This is a genomic window from Enterococcus sp. AZ196 (assembly GCF_050498845.1).
GTDB lineage: Bacteria > Bacillota > Bacilli > Lactobacillales > Enterococcaceae > Enterococcus_A > Enterococcus_A murrayae.
In genome coordinates this window covers 2,600,720-2,619,889 of record NZ_JBIPAM010000001.1, presented here as the reverse complement: position 1 = coordinate 2,619,889, position 19,170 = coordinate 2,600,720, and the positions used below count along the sequence as shown (strand labels likewise).

The following is a 19,170-nucleotide window of genomic DNA, read 5'->3' as shown; positions in this document are numbered from 1 at the left end:
TATGTAACTACTATATTAGGAGGTTTTTCTTAATGGAACAGTTGAAATTAAACAATGGTCAAACGATCCCTCAATTAGGGCTAGGCGTTTTTAAAGTGCAAGATCCAGATGATTTAAAAAGTGCTGTAGCAGCGGCTTTGAAAGACGGCTATCGTCACTTTGATACTGCAACAATCTATCACAATGAAGCTTGGTTGGGTGAAGCTCTTGCTGAAAGCGACGTTAAACGTGAAGATCTGTTTATCACATCAAAGGTCTGGAATAATAATACGACTTACGATGATACGATCGCGGCTTTCCACGAATCATTGAAGAAACTGCAAACTGATTACTTGGATCTTTACTTGATCCACTGGCCGAGCGAAGGCTATAACGAAAAATGGCGTGCGCTGGAAAGCTTGTATAACGAAGGCCTGATCAAGTCTATCGGGGTCTCAAATTTTGAAAAGCCCCATATGGAAAAATTATTGACGACCGCAAAAATCAAACCCACAGTGGATCAAATTGAAACGCATCCCTACTTCCAACAAAAAGAGCTTCATGACTACTTGAAGAGCTTGGATATCGCCCACGAAGCTTGGGGTCCGCTTGGACAAGGGAAAGGGAATGTGATGGAAGATCCTACTTTAGCGAAAATCGCTGAGGCCCACAATAAGAGTATTGCTCAAGTTATCTTGCGCTGGCATTTGCAACGCGATATCATCGTGATTCCGAAATCTGTTCACGCTGAACGAATCGCACAAAATATCGATGTGTTCGACTTCACCTTAACAGATGAAGAAATGTCGCTCATCGCTGCAATTGATAAAAACCAACGCGGCTCTGGCGACCCAAATGATGAAGAATTTTTGAAAGGGACATTGAGCAGAAAATAATCTTTGCTTTAGCTTACAAAAAGCAGCTAACCGAATAGCCGGTCAGCTGCTTTTGTTTCGCTTATGATTGACTAAAAACGAGATGCTCTTTAGACCTATTTATTTCCAGCTATTTCTTAGCTACTGGTCGTACATACTTCCAAAATCGTTCTGGGTCATGATAAAAATAGATCACTCGCCCAGGGGTGGTATCATACTGATAGTCCGTATCAGAAAAATCAAAGCTTGCCATCGCTTTTTCTACCTCTTCCTCGACACTGCGATTTTCCTGTTCGTAATCAAATGGTCCATGCTCAAAAACGAGATATTCCGCTTCGGGAACATCAATCATCCTCATCTGCTCCGGTACTTCCCCTTGATAGTCTGCTGGTAAACGGACACCATAGCACTCCGAACGCAAAAAGCCCCAATCACAAAGACGTCCCTCCGGATCACTGATATACGCCATCGCCTGTCCACTGCTGCTGTCCGTTTTGGTGCCGCCGTCATCATCCAGCTTTCCTTTGATGCTATCCAACAGGCCGCTGATCGTATCACAGTCTTGCCCAGGAATTTGGCTTTGCTTCTCCCAAAAATCCCAATAGCCGTTGCTCTGATTGTTTTTAATGTGTAAGAATTTGTGGTCTGGAATCGTAACAAAATACGTTTTGATATCTTCGGTTGATTTCACCATACCGATCTCTCCTAATCCTAAAAAGTAGCGGTCGAAAGGATTGATTTTTGTGCGAAGTACGACTGGCCTGGGCTTTTTCCGATATTCACTGGGCGCAACGCCATACATTCGTTTAAATGCACGAGTAAAAGCTTCATGGGAAGAAAAGCCATAATCAAAGGCGATTTCCAAAAAGCTTTTCTCATTGTCGCGGACTTCCTTTAAAGCAAAGGCTAATTTCCGTTGACGCAAATAATCGCGAAATGGCATGCCGGAAATTTCTTTGAATTTTCGCGTCGTATAGAACTCAGAATAGCCCATCTTACGAGATAATCTGCGCAATGTCAGTGCTTCATCATTGTAGTTCTCGATGCACTGATCGATTTCATCGACGATCTGCTGAATTTGTCTTTGCCACTCATACATTTGATTTCCTCCGTTTCGACTACCCTACATTTATTATAGGAATCAGGAAGAGGCGCCGCTTGATTTGACTTGCTCTTTTAATCAATAGACGATTTTTACTTTATCGTTCATGATCTGCTTTGTCCGTTCTATAAAATACTCCCGTGACAAGTCCTGCCCTTGATTGACATGGATCATGTGCTGATTCGCCAGCTCATTCGTATAATCCTTCAAGGCATAGGTTTGATAGGTTTGATAATTATCGCCAATGTATGTGATCGTCGGCCAGAATTCGACGTCTTCAAATTTGACGTCCTTCTTCTTCCTATCATAATCGATCGTCCAGCGTCCCATGCCGCCAAGCATTCGATCATTTTCTGCTTGTGAGGAAATGAAGTTCCCCAAAGAGTACATCACGAGTGTTTGATTCCCCGCTTCTCCTTTTAGATAGTCCATCGGCTGAATCACATGAGGATGTCCGCCAACGATCACATCCACTCCGGCATCACTCAAAAGCTGTGCCAGCTGTGTTTGATTTTCATTTGGAACAAATTGGTATTCTTCACCCCAATGCATACTGACGATTTGAATATCACTCTGCTGATTCAATTGCTTCATATCTTTTTTTATCTGCTCTTCGTCGATCAGATTCACTAAATAATCCTTGCCTTCAGGCAGCGGAATCCCATTCAGCCCGAACGTATAGGACATCAGGCCAACCTTGACTCCTTTGATTTTTTTGATATGGAGACGTTTGGCTTCAGGCGATTTTTGCGATCCAGTCACAGTGATATCAGGATAGTTCTCCAAATAGTCCAGCTGCCTGACGATGCCCTCTTCCCCTTTATCCATGGTATGGTTACTAGCCGCAGATAGCCAGTTATAGCCTGCCTTATGTAAAGAATCCAGCACCTGTGTTGGACCATTGAAGGTGGGATATCCAGATAGTCCCAGTTCTTCTCCCCCGCAGATCGTCTCCAAATTAATGTAGGAAATGTCTCGATCTTTATTTAAATACTGCGTAGGTTCATACATCTCATCAAATCGATAGGTCCCATCCGGCTGTCGCAAATGATCGTAAATAAAATCATGGATCAAGTTGTCTCCTACTGCTGAAAAATTTAACTGCACTGAAGAAGCCTCTTCCGTTTTCGACACGTCCGAGGTCGTGTCCTTAGCACTTTTTTCCGGCTCCTTACTCCCGCACCCGCTGAGAAACAAAAGAATGATCAAGCTCATTTTAAAAAAGTTCTTCACAATCTAACCTCTTTTCGCTAGCTAAGTAACGATCGATTGGCATTTGCAACGCGACAACTTTCTTCTATATAAACTATTTTACGTTAAATTGATAAAGATAGGAATCGATAGTTTAACCCTTTTCTATATAAACACAGACTCTCTTTGATTTTTATTTCTCACTCTTCTGAGCTAAAAAATCACTTGTGAATCATTTCCATTTATCCTAAGATAGGCTGGTAAGCTCTTTTTTACTATAGTTATAAACGGAGGTCAGATGTGTGAAAAAAATCATTTATTTTTCTCTTGGCGGGATCACCTTTGCCCTTGGAACCTTAGGTATTTTTCTTCCTTTTTTACCAACAACTGTCTTCTATTTACTGACGGCCTTCTTTTGGCTGCGGAGTTCGGATAACTATTACAATAGGTTTATTCAGTCTTCCTTCTATCAACGGACAGTGGAGGAGCCGATCGTCAAAAAGAAAATCACGAATGCTGGAATAGTCAGGATGTTTTTCATGATCTTCCTAGTATTTTTAATCCCTGGGCTTTTAGTAGACAACGCATGGATGCGCATTTGTCTAGTTATCGTATATCTTGGTCATGTCATCGGTCTGACTTGGTACCTGCGGGGGAAAAAAATATCCGTGAAGACGAGGGAATCGAATGATTGATGCCCCCTTACGCCATCATCGATAAAAATTGCGGCGAAAAAGAATCGCCAAAGAACTAGTATTGGATACTTGTCTTTGACGATCCTTTTTTATTTATCAAAAACCTCGAAGCCGTAATTTCTGATGTGCTGCTTGAGCAAGTCAATGTATTCTCGCCCCATTGGATTGAGAGCGATTTTTTTGTGCTTCAAATAGCCCAGCAGCATACTATCCTCTACCTCCAATGGGATCGCCACAATTTTTTCATCATTCAACTCACTGCTGATGATCCCTGAGCTGATTGTGTAGCCGTCCAGCCCTACCATCAAATTGAAAATCGTCGCGCGATCGCTGATTTTGATATGTTTTTTGTAGTGCATCGTACTTAAAATTTCTTCGGAAAAATAAAAAGAGTTCGTGTCCCCTTGTTCGTAGGATAAGTACGTGTAGTCTGTTAAATCCTCCAGACTTAGTTTTTTCTTTTGGGTCAGAGGATTGTCACGGCCGACGAAAACATGCGGCTGCGCTTCGAACAGTGGAATAAACTCCAGTTCCTTCTCATTAATCAAGCGTTTCAGAACCATCTCGTTGAAGCGGTTCAAATAAATGATCCCGATTTCACTTTTAAAATGCTGAACATCGTTCAATGTATTCTCTGTCAGTGTTTCCCGTAAAGTAAATTCATATTCCTCAACGTCAAGCTGTTTGACTAACTCGACAAAGGCATGTACCACAAAAGCATAATGCTGTGCGGAAACACTAAATACCTGCTTACGGACCGTTTCCGTTTTAAATTTCGCATTGAGCAGATTGACCTGATCCAATATTCCCCGCGTATAGTTGATGAACTCCCGCCCTTCATTCGTTAAGGTCATTCCGGTTTTGCTGCGATAAAAAAGTTGGAGCTGATATTCTGTTTCCAGCTCCTTGATTGCTTGAGTTAAGCTAGGCTGGGAGATATAAAGCTGCTTGGCCGCTTCATTCATTGAACCCGTCTGAGCGATTTTTTCTAAATATTCTAATTGCTGGATGCGCATAGCTTCCTCCTATCGATAGGCAAAGCCTATAACTAATTAAAGTCAATACGTATTACTTATTATACCGGAATTTTGATAAGATAAGTGAACTTAAATCAATAGGGGGCTTTTTCAATGGGAAAATCAAGATTTCAATTAGTCGGATCGCTATTACGTCCGCAATCATTATTAGACTACAAAAATCAAATCGAGCAACGTGAAGACATCACCTATCCCTTTTATGCTGATTTTGCTGGGTATGAGGAAACTGAAAGCAAGGCAATCTCACAAATCATTCATGATCAAATAGACCATCAAATCGATGTTCTTACAGACGGCGAATATTCAAAATCAATGTGGCACCTTGATTTTATTTGGGGACTTCAGGGAATCGAACGCTACATCGCTGACCATGGATATCAGTTTAAGGACTTTGACGGTGATTCTTTTGAAACGCGCAAAGATATCGGCATTCGAATCGTTGCTCCTTTATCGGGAAAAAACCATCATTTTCTTGAGATTTTTAAGAAAACCGCTGCTCAGGCTCAGGGCCATGACGTTAAAATCACCGTATGGAGCATTGCTCATGCCTTTACTGAACTCTCCGTCTTTGACGGATTATTCGGTACGGATCAGGTTTACAAAACGAAAGAAGAATTAAAAGCTGGACTGATCAACGCCTACAAAGAATTCCTAACAGAATATCAGGCAGCTGGCGGTAAGATCGTGCAATTCGATGACTGCCTCTGGGAGCTCTTTGATTCTAGTAATAAAGACAGCTTCTTCGCAGAAGGCAATGTGGATTTGATTGATTTAGCAAATGAATTCGTAGCAGTGAATAATGAGATTGCTGATTTCGGGCACGAGCTGGGGTTACAGGTCTGGACCCATAATTGCCGCGGAAATTATGAATCTCGACATGCTTCTGGCGGCACCTATCAAGCCATTGCTGAAAAATTTCTCGGTGAGCAGCACTATGATCGCTTCTTCTTGGAATGGGATGATGAACGTGCGGGCGACTTATCTGCCCTAGAAGTCTTGAAAGACAAAGAAAATGTGGAAGTGGTGCTTGGGCTGCTTTCTAGTAAAACCAATACATTAGATGATGAAGCTCGTGTGCTTCAATATCTCGACAAAGCCAGTACGATCATTCCAAAAGAGCGCCTATTTTTATCTCACCAATGCGGCTTTGCTTCCTGCGACAGCGGAAACAATCTAACCTTTGATGAACAGTGGGCAAAAATTGATCAAGGGCAAAAAATTGCCAAAGACTATTTTGCGAATAACTAGTTACTGCTTAAACAGGACAAGCGAAAAGAAATCGCTTGTCCTGTTTTTTGTGGAGAACATACTGACGAGACACTTTTTTTGTCGTTTTTCTTCATTTGACGTACACTTCTGATGAAGAAAAAAGAGGTGCAGAAAAATGGAAGAAAACGTTCATGAACGGCTGGTCTTCGGGATGGCTTTAGCAGCAACAGCTGGAGGCTTGGATGCTTATACTTATCTGGTGCATGGGGAAGTATTCGCAGGACTTCAAACAGGTAATTTTATTTTGCTGGGGGTTCATTTAGGTCAGGGCCACTGGCGTGCGTTAGTCCATTATTTGGTACCGATTCTCGCTTTTGCCTTTAGTGCATTGCTGGCACGCTACCTGCAAACCAAGCTCCGAAAAAATCAGCAGCTTTGGTTTTTGATTTTTGAAAGCACGTTACTATTACTCGTAGGTCTCTTCTCTTCGCATCTGCCAAATTTGTTAGCGAACGCCTTGCTCTCTGCAGCAGCGGCTGCTCAGCTTCAGGAATTTCAAAAGCTGAAGGGCAAGCCTTTTACTTCTTTGATGATGACAGGAAATCTACGAAATCTTTCAACTAACTTTTTTGAAGGCTACATCAAACATGATGCCGCTAAGCAAACAGCTTTTCGTGACACCTTGATTATTTTAGGCAGCTTTGTCTTAGGTGCTTTATTAAATGGATTTTTAGTTTCTTATTTCGCTCAGCGGACGATCCTATTCAGCCTGGTCTTTTTAACAATCGCAGGGGGCTTATTAATAACAGATCCATATACTTCTCGTTAAAAACAAAAAGAGCGCTCTCTTTTTGTTTTAATAGGATTCTCGGAAGTGCCATTAGACTAATGTAATAGTCGTTTTTTTCTCACAATTGATAATTATTTTATTTTTATAAATTATGAGAATATCAAGACGTTTTATAAGACAAATTACTGAACCTTTCCTATACTAAACCTTACACATAAATAAAATGAATGATGAATTTTTTAATGGGTGAATGAACTATCATAATTACTTCTTTTACTTTTCCTTTCATTCATCTATAAAATTTAATTTTTTTCGGAGGATTATTATGAGAAAAAAAGTATTTTTAGTATTTGGAACACGACCAGAAGCGATCAAAATGGCGCCATTAGCCAAGAAGCTAGCTTCAGATGAACGTTTTGAGTCCAAAGTAGTGGTTACTGGGCAGCATCGAGAAATGCTCGATCAAGTGCTGCAGGCCTTTTCGATCGTTCCTGATTATGATTTGAATATTATGCATCAGGGTCAGACTTTAAGTGAGATCACTAGTCGTGTCCTTGAAAAATTGACTGCCATCTCACTGGAAGATCGACCTGATATTTTATTGGTCCACGGAGATACCACAACGACTTTTGCGGCTGCTTTAAGTGCCTTTTACCAACAGATACCTATCGGACACGTTGAAGCTGGGCTGCGAACTTGGGATAAATATTCTCCATTTCCTGAAGAAATGAATCGACAATTAACAGATGACCTGACCGACCTTTATTTTGCTCCAACAATGAAAAGCAAAGAAAATCTGGTTAAGGAAAATCACCCGGAAAAATACCTATATGTCACAGGAAATACGGCGATCGACGCGATGGAAAATACCGTAGATAAGAATTACGTGATTCCAGCCGCTGTTTCAAAGGAGCGGGACCGGATCGTTCTAGTCACCATGCATCGCCGCGAAAATTTGGGCGAACCGATGCATGCTGTGTTTAGTGCGATACAAAAAGCCGCCAATGATTATCCAGACACTCAATTTGTTTTTCCAATGCACAAAAATCCAGCCGTTCGAAAAGTTGCCCGAGAACTTTTAGGCAACCTAGAAAATGTTTCATTGATCGAACCTTTAGACGTTATTGATTTCCATAATTATGCTAAACAGAGTTATTTGATCTTAACAGATTCCGGCGGTGTTCAAGAGGAAGCGCCATCCTTAGGAGTTCCTGTGCTGGTGCTTCGTGACCAAACAGAACGACCAGAAGGAGTAGCGGCTGGGACACTGCGATTGGTTGGAACCGATGCTCAGACTGTTTACACGACGATCAAAGAGTTGTTTGAAGAACCAGCTGCTTATGACAAAATGGCGAAGGCCAGCAATCCTTATGGCGATGGAAAAGCCAGCGAACGAATTGCAGAAGCGATCGCACACTACTTTCAACTAGCCGAACGCCCAGAAGACTTCAGCCTTTAAGGAGAACTACGAGATGAAATATATCCAACGAATTCGAATCGAGTGGATGATGATCTTACTAGCCGCCGTCTTTCTCGTTCAAAATTTGATTTTAGATGATCGTTTTGGTTTTGTTCCTGTGTTAAGTATTTCTCTCTTAGCCTTTTTTGGATTACTTGTTGGTTTTTTAGGGAATACTATTACGGTAGCGGTCTTCTCTATGCTGGTGATGGCTACAGGAACATACTTGCTGTATTACACGCCTATTATCATGCCGCGGCTGGAAAAAATTTACTTGATCATCGTTATTCCGATCTTTGCTGTCTTGGGACTTATTACAAAAAATAGTGTGCTCTTCAATCGGCGCTCAAATACCTTTCAGCCAAGAATGCGTCACTATTTGACAACCTTAGATGAAACAACTGGTTTGTATAACAAAAAAGAATTTGAAGCCCGCTTTGAAAAATTTAAATGCGCCATGAATTTGTATGAAAAAATTGGCCGTGGTCTCATCGTATCCTTCTATACAGTTGATTACATCGAGCAATTGCGGTACCAAAATGACCAGGCGACCGATCAATTGCTGCAGGCCTTGGCGCAAGAATTGAGTGATATTCGTTTACCAGAAGAAGATCAGTTCTATTTAGGGGATGGCACCTTTGTCGTCATGTCTCCTATTTATCATTCAGGAGACAGTTTGACGTTTATCCAAGAGCTGAACCGGATAACGAAAACACAATTTTCTCTATTTCCATTTAAAAATTTCGAACGTTCCCAAAACACGGTGATTCGTTTTGGTGAAATAACAATTGAAGGTTCTACAGAATTAACCGCCGAACAGGTTATCAGTCGTGTGAGACGACGCTCCGAAGCCGATTTGACGGATGAATACATTTTATAAGGAGGGAAATAGTCATGGATCAACTACTCATTTATTTTTTTGAAGCGAGTAAGGTCGTTACAGTGATATTTTTTATCGCGGCTGTGGTTCTATTTCTCTGCTTGTTGATCATCAAGGATCGGATTTGGCGCTACTTTAGGAGGCGGAATTATTAATGAGTTCCATATTGTTAATGTTTGGAATCATCTCGATTTGGTTCTCCCTGCTGATCACCTTAGTTATCTTATTTGGCGCGGTCTACTATTTATTAAAAAATATTCGGCCGCCGAAAAATCGTTTGGAACCACTCAAAGCCTACCCGCTGATTACGATCGTTGTTCCGGCACATAACGAAGAGATCGTCATTCAAGATACGGTGAAGGCCATTTTAAGTATGAACTATCCGCGGGATAAAATGGAAATTTTAGTTTTTGCGGATAATTGTGACGACGAGACCTATGAGCGCGTCCATACGATTCTTCAGCAGCCAGAATATCAAGGGTATTATTTGACTAAAGTCATTGATCGCCGCGGAACCGGAGGCAAGGCTGGCGTATTGAACGATTCCCTAAAAATCGCCCATGGTGAGTATCTCTGTGTCTATGATGCCGATGCGATGCCTGAACAAAACGCTCTTTATTTTCTGGTCGAAAGAGCCCTGGAGGACCCAGAACGTTATGGCGCGGTCTTTGGCAGAAACAAGACAAGAAATTATAAGCGCAACTTTTTGACACGCTGTATCAATTTAGAAATCGTAACCAGTCAGCGGATTATTCATACCGGCTTATGGCAGCTGTTTAAGATTGGACAAATCCCCGGCACCAACTTTATCATTCAAACAAAAATGATCCGAGAATTAGGCGGCTGGGATAATGGTGCGCTGACAGAGGATACTGCCCTAAGCTTTAAAATCATGAAGCTTGGCAAATTGATCGCTCTTGCTTCCCGTTCAGAGGCCTTCCAGCAAGAACCCGAAACGCTGTCTGTCTATTATCGTCAGCGAAAACGTTGGGCCAAAGGAAACTACGAAGTGATCATCAATAATCTCAAAGATATTTTTGGCGGTTCAAACTGGCGTATCCGTCTTCAAAGTATTTATTACTTCAATACGTTTTTCTGGTTCACCAGTGCGATTATTTTATCGAACATCATGTTTCTTGCCAATTTGATCGCAATGATTTTGCATGTTTGGTTTCCTTCGATTGATGTGATCTTTACTTTTGGCGGGAGCAATCGGCAGATCGGCGCTCTTTTATTAGTGAATTGGGCATTGATGTTTGCGATCTACTTGCTGCAAATTCAATTGGCCTTATCTAGTCAATTTGGGCAAGCGACCACCGCCAATTTCTTTTATGCCATTGCATCTTATTTCACCTATTCCTTATTGTTCATCGGAATATCGATCGTATCGCTCTTTTCTTATGTGGGGGATAAACTATTTCGGCGTGATAGCAGTAAGTGGTATAAAACACAACGTTTCGATGACTAGGAGGCAATTTTATGCGCAAACGTCCCGCAATTATGTGGTCACTGCTGGCTTTGATTTTTTTAGGTTATGTTGCAGCAGTGCTTTTAAATATAGAAGACAATCAGATCAAAGTAGAAAAAAACGTGTATCAACAGTGGCGCTCAGCTTATGTGAAAGAAAACGCTGAAGGTGCTTTCGTCAAAACAAATCCTAAGGGAAAAACCGATATCTCGTTGTCTGAAGGACATGGGTACGGTATGCTGATTACCCTGCAAGCGGTCAAACGCGGTTGGGCAACTGAGAAAGATTTCTACGATTTTTATCGCTACTATGAAAATTTTCGGATCAGTCAGGAAAATCCATTGATGAGCTGGCGACAAACGTTTAAAGAAGACAATACTATAGAAAAAGAAAAAACGAATGCAACAGACGGAGATCTGGATATTGCCTATGCCCTGATCGCGGCAAGTAAGCAATGGCCCGACAGCTCAACAGATTACAAGCACGCGGCAAAGAGCCTGCTTTTAGCTATTAAGAAAAGAAATTATAATGCCACCAACAAATTATTGACTGTTGGTGATTGGGCAACGAAGGATTCTGAATCCTATGCCTTGATTCGGCCATCCGATATCATTCCCAGCTATTTTGATGCTTTTGCGTCATTCAGCGGCGATACTTTCTGGCGAACACTCAAGACAAATTCCGTAGATGTCCTGGAAACATTGAGCAAACAGCATAAAACCGGATTGATTCCAGACTTTGCCTGGGTACAAAACAAAACAGTCACACCGGCTAAAAAGGATCAGGTCGCTGATGCAAACGATGGCAACTACGGAGCGAATGCCTGCCGCATCCCCTGGCGCCTTGCCAGCTCGAAGGATAAAGATGTCAATCAGGTATTAAGCAAGATGATGAACTTCTTTTTAGAAGAGAAGGTGATCACTGAAGGCTACACTCTTTCAGGAAAATCGTTATCCTCTAGTCCAGCTAAAAATTTCTCGGCACCTATTTTATACGCTGCTCAACAGAAAGAAGCTTACGGAAATCTCGTAAACTCACAATCCTGGGTAGTCGAAGACGAACTATCAGGAAAAGACTACTACGGCGATACGCTGACGACCTTGATAACAATGCAGATGAAGCAAAAATAAAGACAAGAAGAGCGGACTCTTCTTGTCTTTATGCTTCCCTCCGGCAAAACATGGCTTCTCACGTTTAATTAACGATTAACGGGCAGAATACTCCCCTATCAGATACCCATATTGTAAAATATGCCCCGCCATCGCTTCTAGAAGTTCTCTTTTCCTCGAAGAAGCGAGCAAATCCAATTTAGTATCCAAAACAAAGACATTATATTTGTAGCGATGACTGCCGAAGGGCGGCTTCGGCCCGCGATAGCGGTGCTTCCCATAGCCAATGCCTTGCACCGAATTGCCTAACTCCGATACTTGTTTGCCTTGGGGAATTTCAGCTGGAATAATTTTCATTGGAGGGATGTTCCAAATCAACCAATGATTGTAGACTCCGGCCAATGGATGATCAATATCATCCATAATTACCACCAGCGAAACAGCCCTTCGATCCAGCTCAGCCAAGCGCAGCTCCGGTGACCGATCCTTTCCATTTCCAGTGTAATCTATAGGGATCTTGTCCCCATTCTTGAATGCCGGGCTTGTGATCTCCAGCCTTGAAACACCTTCAATCACAATATCCTTCTGCCGGCTGACCACTAAAATGATCCCCACCAGCAGTATGATCCCGCCAACGATACCTATAATCATTTTTCTGTGCCCCCTCATCACTTTTCTTCCCTTAACGTCCGGCGAATACGGCTCAAAGAAACAGGGGTGACACCGATATAAGACGCGATATGTCCGTGATTCACACGCTGGTCAATGTTTGGTATCTCGGTTTTTAATTTCATGTAACGCGTTGTCGCACTTTCGGTCAACAATGCTGTCTCCCGGACTAATTTGATTCGCAAGGTCTCCTCTAGCATTCCAATATAAATTTGTGTTAATGCGGGTTCTTCCAGCATTAGACTCTGAACGAGCTCATAGTCAAAGCAAACGACTCTGCACGGTTCTACTGCTTCAAAATTGCACATGACCTGTCCGCTAAAAACAACATGTTGGGTACTAAAGACCTGTTCTGCTTCCAAAAACTGATGGGTCAAATCATTCCCTTGATAATCTAGATAATACTTTCGAATCAAACCATCCACTAATAAATAAAGCTTATTTTGATTATCTCCTGCGGCAACGATCAAATCATTTGACGAAAAATCTATGAGAGTACCTAATTCTATCAATCGGGAAAGAACGGTTCCTTTGATCGTTACTTTGGCATAGCGACTCGCTAATTTCCTAACTGCCTGTTCAATTTCTGTCATCGCCTACTCCTTCTAACTGTTTTATTCATTGTATCGAAGGCGGCGGTGCCTGTCATTAACATAGGATAAAGGCACGAGAGGGTAATCTATATACACTATGGGGTCAAGGTAAATTCATTTTTGTTTAATAATGATACCAGCATGTCTCCTAGCTGGTATCCTCGTCCCCACATCGTTTTTAATTCATTCTCATCAAAGCCGGCATTGACCATTTTTTCTCGAATACAGCTCACCAGAAAAGAAAGCTGACAAACATTTGACGTATTCACTCCCGTTCCCCAGACTTCTTCGCAAAGCTTCTCTCTCGATAATTGCGCTCCTTTTGCTTTGTATAAGAAATAAACGACCTTCCGTTCATTCTTCGTTAATCGAGAAATGAATTTTTTATACGTTTTACTTACATCGCTCTTTAATTCGCCAATTTGTTCCTTTAATCGAGCGATTTTCTCAATAAAGTCTTCCATTGGTGTCTGATCTGTAAACCACTCGTCAATTTCTGAAATCATCCAATCTAGGTCTGTTTCTTTTAATTGGTCCTGACTTCCTTTTCTTATCAGCAGGAGCCCCTTCCTTTTTAAAGAAACTAGGTATTTAGACAGCTCCAAGCTAGAAATCGTCTCGCTTAAAATGGCGATCGAAAAATAGCCGGCAACCTCTGGATAAAAATCAATTTGCTCTAATAAGCTGGATGTACAAAAAACTTCATCGTTGATTTTTTGAAGAGCAAGCTGCAATTCTTGTTCCGCCAAAGGATTTTTAGTAATAATCAATATTTTTGCCATTAGTCATCCTACCTTCACTTTTTTGACTGTATCGTCTTTTGTTCCATGTTCTATCGTGAGTCTAATTCTGAATATAAAGCACTTAGATTCGTGATCAACAAGACCAAAATCTTGTCAGCAACATCCGCAATGTCTCCCTCAAAGTTTGACGCGAACCATTTTTCAATAATGGAGACCACGCCATTTGTCATAAACAAAGAATAATACTCAATTCTGGATGCTTCTAACGCTTTATAAAAAGGACGGGGCAGTGCTTGACTAAAATGATCATGATAATTTTTTTGAAGAATTTGCATGAAATCCAGTTTTTCATGATTCATATTGTAGAAAGCCCGTACTAACTTTTTATTGCAATAGAAAAAATCGAGAATTTTATATGTATATGGGTAAAGCCCTTGATATGTATCTTTTTTCTGAGTGATCGTCATTTTTTCTAATAAATGCAAATCACTCTTTTGAAGCTTATTAAAGTTCTTCAAAAATTGGTCGAGTAATTCATCTAATAGCGCATCTTTATTTTTGAAGTAGTTATAGAAAGTAACCCTGCTGACATAAGCATTTTCTACGATTTCATTGACTGTTATGTCTTCATATTTAGATACGGTCAACAGTTCTAAGAACGCATCGAGAATACTTTTTTTTACAAGATTTTTATTCAAATCAAATTTTTTTCCTTTCTTTATTTGGCTTAGCTGTCAAATCAAGTTACAATCGCATTAGGAGGTATGGTTATGTTAGATGAAAAACGCCGTCTGATCGAAGAGGCCTTTCTTGAACTGCTGCATTCACATGAGTTTAGAAGCATTAGAATCAGTGATATTGCAGCTAAAGCCGGGGTCAGTCGTGTTACCTTTTATAAAAAATTTCAAAACAAAGAAGATTTATTAGACAGCATCGTTGAGGATTTTCTAGCCGAAATGACCCTTGTTTTCCAATCAAATGTCGTTTTTTACGAACAAGTAAGTGCTCCTAGCTTGGAGGCCATTCGTTCGAACTTGACCGTTAGGGTCGAAAACGTCATTCGCTTCTTTTGGGAGAATCGGAAAAAAATAGAAATCCTCACTTCACGAAACAGCGATATCGACCTGTTGAAATATGTAAGAAATCTCTTCAATAAACAGCTAAAAGGAAATCTTCCATTAATTTTCTCAGTGAACTTTGATCCTCAGACATTGACTCAATATTTAGACTATCTATCAAAAGGCAACTACTTGATTATTGGCACTTGGATTCGGAAAAACTTTGAGGAAAGCCCTGAAGAAATTACCGAGATACTGGTAAATACCTCTTTGCCTATCTTTATCGAGCTTTATCAGAAAAAAGGTCTCGAGCATTGATCTCATCCATTTAGAAGTGTTTCTTATAAGTACCAAAACATCTTATTGGTTTCATGTTAAAAAACCAAATTTCCTGCTCTCTCTACTCAAATAATTAAAAAATAAGACTCATTTTTTTAAAACCTTCCGCAATAATATTTTGTTGTTGCTTCCTTTGATAAGTTATCTTTATATTTATTAGAACTCTTTAATAAATTAACATCTTAAAACTATTATTAGGTTTACAAAAATAGACATCATGTTAATTTATCCCTTTTAATTTAATTAAAATAACCTCTGTTACTTTATAACTGCTGCACTCGATTCTCCTGATTTTTACTCCTCTCTCCCTTTGCCTGTACAAACGGCCCTTCAAAGTACGTGCTATCTATACGTTTTAACAAAGCAAAAGACGCTTAAAACCTTTCGATTTTAAGCGCCTTTTGTTTTTATGCTAGCTGTTCCTTCTCAAACTGACTATTATACAAATCAGCATAGAAGCCTTTTTGCTCCATTAACGCTTCGTGATTTCCTTGTTCAATGATATTCCCTTCATTCATGACAAGAATCAGATCCGCATTACGGATAGTTGATAGGCGGTGAGCAATAACAAAGGATGTGCGGTTGCTCATTAATTTGTCCATCGCTGCTTGGATCAATTCCTCCGTTCGTGTATCTACAGAGCTGGTAGCTTCATCTAAAATTAACATCGGTGCATCCTTGATGATTGCTCGAGCAATCGTCAATAATTGTTTCTGTCCGACGGATAAACTAACGCTATCATCTAGATAGGTTTCGTAGCCTCCCGGCAATGTTCGGATAAAATGATCGATCCCCACTGCTTTACAGGCATTCACGATTGTTTCATCAGAAACGTGTTCCTGATTATAAATCAGATTATCCTTGATCGTCCCTTCAAACAGCCAGGTATCCTGTAAAACCATACAAAATTGATCGTGCACTTCTTCTCGACTCATCTCCTTAGTCGGAACACCATCGATAAGGATCTCTCCGCGATTCGTTTCATAAAAACGCATCAACAGATTGACGACCGTCGTTTTCCCAGCCCCGGTTGGACCAACGATGGCGATCTTTTGTCCTGCCTTTGCTTCTACATTGAAATGATGGATGATCGTCCGCTCCTTGTCATAACCAAAGCTGACATTTTCAAAACGCACATTGCCTTCTGCGCGTCGCAGCTTCACTGCTTTTTCTGACTCAGCTGTCAGTTCATCCTCAGCTAAAAATTCAAATACACGACTCATTGCGGCTCCTGCTGATTGCAGGTTAGAAAAGGCTTGAGCCAGCTGCGATAAAGGCTGTGAAAACAAGCGGATGTATACCGTAAAGGCTACGATGATCCCTAGCGTAATATCTCCTCTCAAAGCTAAAACAGCTCCGACGACACACACTGCTACATAACCGAAATTCCCGATGAACCCCATTAAAGGCTGCATGATTCCAGAGAGAAACTGCGCCTTCCAGACACTGCCGTAAAACGTTTGATTCATTTCAGCAAATTCGACCTTCATATTTTCCTTGGCATTATATGCGTTAATGACCTGCTGACCAGAATAAGCCTCTTCCGCAAAACCACTGATCGTTGCCAATTTTTTCTGCTGCTGATTAAAATGAACCTGTGATTTTGCCATAATAATCCCCATTAATAAAAAACCGAGCAGAACAGAAACAACCGAGGTGATCGTCATGATCAAATTCGTCCGGAGCATCATAATCAAACATCCGATAAATAGTGTGATCGAAGGAAATAATGAGCTCAAGCTTTGGTTCAGAGATTGACTGACCGTATCCAAATCATTCGTTACCCGACTCAAAGTATCCCCTTGGCTGTGAGTGTCAAAATAGTTCAACGGAACGGCATTGATTTTTTCTGATATTTGGCGCCGCATTTGTTTAGAAAACTTTTGAGTAACTGTCGCCACGATAAATCCTTGAAAATAGGAAAGGATCGCTCCAACTATATAAAGGATAACTAAACTCAGTCCAATTTGACTGATCCGAGTAAGATCAATCGTTCCTCTCAAGCCTTGTGTGATCAGATCCGTGATCTCGCTTAGACGGTTTGGCCCAAGAATTTGAGTAATGCTTCCGATCGCGGCAAATAAGATTGCTATGACCAAGGGCCATTTGTATTGATTCAATGCTTTAAAAATATTTCTTCTCAAAGGATGTTCCTTTGTTTGTGTCTGAATACTCCCCAATGTATTATCCATTGACCAATTCCTCCTTCGACAGCTGTGAATAGGCAATCTCTTGATAGATCGCGTTTTTCTCCAGTAATTCTTCATGTGTTCCCTGTCCAACAATATGCCCCTCATCTAAAACAATGATTTGGTCAGCATCCATGATAGTACTGATCCGCTGAGCAACAATCAATTTTGTTGTATCGGCTAGCTTTTCTTTTAATACCTGACGCAGCTTTTTATCTGTTTGATAGTCCAATGCCGAGAAGGAGTCATCGAACAATAGGATTTCAGGTCGTCGGGCAATCACGCGGGCAATTGCCAAACGCTGCTTCTGCCCACCAGAAAAGTTGTTGCCGTTTTGAGCAACATGGCTTTTCAATTTCTCCGCTTTTTTATTTACAAAGTCACTGGCTTGAGCAATCGACAGCGCTTCTTGTATTTTCTCTCCATTCAAAGGAGCATTACTGCTGCTCCCAAAATCCAAATTCGACTGGATCGTTCCACTGAACAACACTGGCTTTTGTGGAATATAACCAACGATATCGTTCAGATTCACATGGCTGTATGTATGGATCGGCTGTCCGTCGATCGTAATCGTCCCTTCACTGGCTTCATAAAACCGTGGAATCAAGTTCAAAATCGTACTTTTCCCACTACCTGTCGAACCGATAAAAGCAATCGTGTCCCCCTGCTCTGCTTTAAAGGTAATATCATGGATCACCGGTTCAGAAGCATCTGGATAGTGGAAGGACACATGATCAAATTCCACCGTTCCTTTGATATTCGTTTGCAGCTTTTCGCCCTCTTCTGGAAACACTACGGAAGCTTCCTTGTCCAGCACCTCGTTGATCCGCTTCGCAGATACAGTCGCCCGCGGCAAAATCATAAAAATCATCGACATCAAAACAAAGCTCATGACGACTTGCATCGCATAAGAGGAGAACACGATCATATCGCTAAATAACGAAAGCTTTACCATACCTTGTGCTTGCTGAATCATGTAAGCACCGATCCAATAGACCGCTAAAGTCAATCCGCTGGAAATCAAACTCATGCTCGGACTCATCAAAGCCATTACTCGTCCTGCAAATAAATTGGTCGACGTAAGCTCCTGATTAGCCGCCGCGAATTTTTCTTCTTGATACCCTTCTGCATTATAGGCTCGCACAACTCGTAAACCGGTTAAATTTTCACGTGTGAGACTGTTAACCTGATCCGTAAGTTGTTGAACTTTACGGAATTTAGGCTGAACTAAAGTCAAAATCACCGATAGCAGGATCAATAGAATCAAAACAGCAACCCCGGTAGTCGTGGTCCATTGCCAACTTTTTCCGGAGATCTTCAAAACTGCCCAAACTGCGGTAATCGGTCCTTTGATCATCAACTGTAAGCCCATCGCGACGATCTGTTGAATTTGCGTTAAGTCGTTCGTAGTCCGTGTAGTCAAACTTGGGATCGAAAATTGTTGAATCTCATGAGTGGAATAATCCATAACCTTGCTAAACATATTCTGACGCAATCGGCAGGTTAAGCTCGCTGCTATTTTTGCAGCAAATAAGCCAACTATTGATGAAAAGACAAAGCTCAACAAGGACAGCAGAACCATCCAGCCGCCGGGAGTCAAAACCTCGTTGATCGTAGTATTAGGTGTCTGCAGCAGCTTTGTGATTTGAGACATATAATCCGGCACCTTCAAATCCATCCATACCTGACCAATGATGAATAGAACGCTTGCCAGTGCCAGTAATCGCTCGTTTAAATTTGTTCGTTTTATTAGCTGTATCATAAAAAACCTCCTATTATTGAACT

At 41.1% G+C, this 19,170-nt stretch carries 19 protein-coding genes; 10 read left to right on the top strand and 9 right to left on the bottom strand.

What is annotated here, in order from left to right; genetic code table 11:
• Positions 1–32 precede the first annotated feature (32 nt).
• The gene (locus IGI67_RS12610; protein ID WP_429957920.1) at positions 33–875 is read left to right on the top strand and encodes an aldo/keto reductase; all 843 of its coding nucleotides are present in this window, start codon (positions 33–35) and stop codon (positions 873–875) included.
• A 109-nt stretch (positions 876–984) separates the two neighbouring features.
• Here the strand turns inward: IGI67_RS12610 and IGI67_RS12605 are convergent, their stop codons facing one another.
• Together IGI67_RS12605 and IGI67_RS12600 are read right to left on the bottom strand one after the other, a co-directional pair.
• Positions 985–1,953 (bottom strand): helix-turn-helix domain-containing protein, encoded by a 969-nt coding sequence (locus IGI67_RS12605; RefSeq protein WP_429957919.1) that lies wholly within the window; start codon positions 1,951–1,953, stop codon positions 985–987.
• 81 nt (positions 1,954–2,034) lie between these two features.
• Positions 2,035–3,189, bottom strand: a complete 1,155-nt coding sequence (locus tag IGI67_RS12600; RefSeq protein WP_429957918.1) for a CapA family protein — start codon at positions 3,187–3,189, stop codon at positions 2,035–2,037.
• 260 nt (positions 3,190–3,449) lie between these two features.
• On the opposite strand from IGI67_RS12600, the gene IGI67_RS12595 reads away from it, so the two are divergent.
• On the top strand, positions 3,450–3,842 hold the full coding sequence (locus IGI67_RS12595) for a YbaN family protein (RefSeq protein WP_429957917.1): 393 nt from the start codon (positions 3,450–3,452) through the stop codon (positions 3,840–3,842).
• An 89-nt stretch (positions 3,843–3,931) separates the two neighbouring features.
• On the opposite strand, the gene IGI67_RS12590 is transcribed toward IGI67_RS12595, so the two are convergent.
• On the bottom strand, positions 3,932–4,858 hold the full coding sequence (locus IGI67_RS12590) for a LysR family transcriptional regulator (RefSeq protein ID WP_429957916.1): 927 nt from the start codon (positions 4,856–4,858) through the stop codon (positions 3,932–3,934).
• A 114-nt stretch (positions 4,859–4,972) separates the two neighbouring features.
• On the opposite strand from IGI67_RS12590, the gene IGI67_RS12585 reads away from it, so the two are divergent.
• The 7 genes from IGI67_RS12585 (at position 4,973) to IGI67_RS12555 (ending at position 11,815) form a co-directional block, all read left to right on the top strand.
• Positions 4,973–6,127: a cobalamin-independent methionine synthase II family protein gene (locus IGI67_RS12585; RefSeq protein WP_429957915.1), complete on the top strand. Its 1,155-nt coding sequence runs from the start codon at positions 4,973–4,975 to the stop codon at positions 6,125–6,127.
• 136 nt (positions 6,128–6,263) lie between these two features.
• On the top strand, positions 6,264–6,917 hold the full coding sequence (locus IGI67_RS12580; protein WP_429957914.1) for a YoaK family protein: 654 nt from the start codon (positions 6,264–6,266) through the stop codon (positions 6,915–6,917).
• Between the two features lie 286 nt (positions 6,918–7,203).
• The gene (gene wecB / locus IGI67_RS12575) at positions 7,204–8,337 is read left to right on the top strand and encodes a non-hydrolyzing UDP-N-acetylglucosamine 2-epimerase (RefSeq protein WP_429957913.1); all 1,134 of its coding nucleotides are present in this window, start codon (positions 7,204–7,206) and stop codon (positions 8,335–8,337) included.
• 13 nt (positions 8,338–8,350) lie between these two features.
• On the top strand, positions 8,351–9,217 hold the full coding sequence (locus tag IGI67_RS12570; protein ID WP_429957912.1) for a GGDEF domain-containing protein: 867 nt from the start codon (positions 8,351–8,353) through the stop codon (positions 9,215–9,217).
• A gap of 14 nt (positions 9,218–9,231) precedes the next feature.
• Positions 9,232–9,372 (top strand): hypothetical protein, encoded by a 141-nt coding sequence (locus IGI67_RS12565; protein WP_207108657.1) that lies wholly within the window; start codon positions 9,232–9,234, stop codon positions 9,370–9,372.
• On the top strand, positions 9,372–10,685 hold the full coding sequence (locus IGI67_RS12560; RefSeq protein ID WP_429957911.1) for a glycosyltransferase family 2 protein: 1,314 nt from the start codon (positions 9,372–9,374) through the stop codon (positions 10,683–10,685). Before IGI67_RS12565 ends, IGI67_RS12560 begins: the two co-directional genes overlap by 1 nt.
• A gap of 11 nt (positions 10,686–10,696) precedes the next feature.
• Positions 10,697–11,815 carry a glycosyl hydrolase family 8 gene (locus IGI67_RS12555; protein ID WP_429957910.1) on the top strand — a complete coding sequence of 373 codons (1,119 nt, stop codon included), beginning with the start codon at positions 10,697–10,699 and terminating at the stop codon, positions 11,813–11,815.
• A gap of 75 nt (positions 11,816–11,890) precedes the next feature.
• On the opposite strand, the gene IGI67_RS12550 is transcribed toward IGI67_RS12555, so the two are convergent.
• The 4 genes from IGI67_RS12550 to IGI67_RS12535 all read right to left on the bottom strand — a co-directional run bounded on the left by IGI67_RS12550 (position 11,891) and on the right by IGI67_RS12535 (position 14,497).
• Positions 11,891–12,445 carry a YbhB/YbcL family Raf kinase inhibitor-like protein gene (locus IGI67_RS12550; RefSeq protein WP_429957909.1) on the bottom strand — a complete coding sequence of 185 codons (555 nt, stop codon included), beginning with the start codon at positions 12,443–12,445 and terminating at the stop codon, positions 11,891–11,893.
• Between the two features lie 17 nt (positions 12,446–12,462).
• Entirely contained in the window at positions 12,463–13,056 is a 594-nt protein-coding gene (locus tag IGI67_RS12545; RefSeq protein WP_429957908.1) for a Crp/Fnr family transcriptional regulator, read from the bottom strand.
• A gap of 95 nt (positions 13,057–13,151) precedes the next feature.
• Positions 13,152–13,838: a winged helix-turn-helix domain-containing protein gene (locus IGI67_RS12540; RefSeq protein WP_429957907.1), complete on the bottom strand. Its 687-nt coding sequence runs from the start codon at positions 13,836–13,838 to the stop codon at positions 13,152–13,154.
• 50 nt (positions 13,839–13,888) lie between these two features.
• A complete protein-coding gene (locus IGI67_RS12535; RefSeq protein ID WP_429957906.1) occupies positions 13,889–14,497 on the bottom strand; it encodes a TetR/AcrR family transcriptional regulator in 609 nt (202 codons plus the stop codon).
• Between the two features lie 72 nt (positions 14,498–14,569).
• Here IGI67_RS12535 and IGI67_RS12530 point away from each other — a divergent pair, with 72 nt between their 5' ends.
• Positions 14,570–15,175, top strand: a complete 606-nt coding sequence (locus IGI67_RS12530; protein ID WP_429957905.1) for a TetR/AcrR family transcriptional regulator — start codon at positions 14,570–14,572, stop codon at positions 15,173–15,175.
• A gap of 428 nt (positions 15,176–15,603) precedes the next feature.
• Here IGI67_RS12530 and IGI67_RS12525 read toward each other — a convergent pair whose 3' ends face one another.
• Positions 15,604–17,388: an ABC transporter ATP-binding protein gene (locus IGI67_RS12525; RefSeq protein WP_429957904.1), complete on the bottom strand. Its 1,785-nt coding sequence runs from the start codon at positions 17,386–17,388 to the stop codon at positions 15,604–15,606.
• Positions 17,381–19,147: an ABC transporter ATP-binding protein gene (locus tag IGI67_RS12520; protein WP_429957903.1), complete on the bottom strand. Its 1,767-nt coding sequence runs from the start codon at positions 19,145–19,147 to the stop codon at positions 17,381–17,383. Before IGI67_RS12520 ends, IGI67_RS12525 begins: the two co-directional genes overlap by 8 nt.
• Positions 19,148–19,170: the final 23 nt, after the last annotated feature.

What these genes read in the sequence shown, in the direction of transcription:
- IGI67_RS12610 (WP_429957920.1), top strand. Translation starts at nt 33, where the DNA reads ATGGAACAGTTGAAATTAAACAATGGTCAAACGATCCCTCAATTAGGG.
- IGI67_RS12605 (WP_429957919.1), bottom strand. Translation starts at nt 1,953, where the DNA reads ATGTATGAGTGGCAAAGACAAATTCAGCAGATCGTCGATGAAATCGAT.
- IGI67_RS12590 (WP_429957916.1), bottom strand. Translation starts at nt 4,858, where the DNA reads ATGCGCATCCAGCAATTAGAATATTTAGAAAAAATCGCTCAGACGGGT.
- IGI67_RS12585 (WP_429957915.1), top strand. Translation starts at nt 4,973, where the DNA reads ATGGGAAAATCAAGATTTCAATTAGTCGGATCGCTATTACGTCCGCAA.
- IGI67_RS12580 (WP_429957914.1), top strand. Translation starts at nt 6,264, where the DNA reads ATGGAAGAAAACGTTCATGAACGGCTGGTCTTCGGGATGGCTTTAGCA.
- wecB (WP_429957913.1), top strand. Translation starts at nt 7,204, where the DNA reads ATGAGAAAAAAAGTATTTTTAGTATTTGGAACACGACCAGAAGCGATC.
- IGI67_RS12570 (WP_429957912.1), top strand. Translation starts at nt 8,351, where the DNA reads ATGAAATATATCCAACGAATTCGAATCGAGTGGATGATGATCTTACTA.
- IGI67_RS12565 (WP_207108657.1), top strand. Translation starts at nt 9,232, where the DNA reads ATGGATCAACTACTCATTTATTTTTTTGAAGCGAGTAAGGTCGTTACA.
- IGI67_RS12560 (WP_429957911.1), top strand. Translation starts at nt 9,372, where the DNA reads ATGAGTTCCATATTGTTAATGTTTGGAATCATCTCGATTTGGTTCTCC.
- IGI67_RS12555 (WP_429957910.1), top strand. Translation starts at nt 10,697, where the DNA reads ATGCGCAAACGTCCCGCAATTATGTGGTCACTGCTGGCTTTGATTTTT.
- IGI67_RS12550 (WP_429957909.1), bottom strand. Translation starts at nt 12,445, where the DNA reads ATGATTATAGGTATCGTTGGCGGGATCATACTGCTGGTGGGGATCATT.
- IGI67_RS12545 (WP_429957908.1), bottom strand. Translation starts at nt 13,056, where the DNA reads ATGACAGAAATTGAACAGGCAGTTAGGAAATTAGCGAGTCGCTATGCC.
- IGI67_RS12540 (WP_429957907.1), bottom strand. Translation starts at nt 13,838, where the DNA reads ATGGCAAAAATATTGATTATTACTAAAAATCCTTTGGCGGAACAAGAA.
- IGI67_RS12530 (WP_429957905.1), top strand. Translation starts at nt 14,570, where the DNA reads ATGTTAGATGAAAAACGCCGTCTGATCGAAGAGGCCTTTCTTGAACTG.
- IGI67_RS12525 (WP_429957904.1), bottom strand. Translation starts at nt 17,388, where the DNA reads ATGGATAATACATTGGGGAGTATTCAGACACAAACAAAGGAACATCCT.
- IGI67_RS12520 (WP_429957903.1), bottom strand. Translation starts at nt 19,147, where the DNA reads ATGATACAGCTAATAAAACGAACAAATTTAAACGAGCGATTACTGGCA.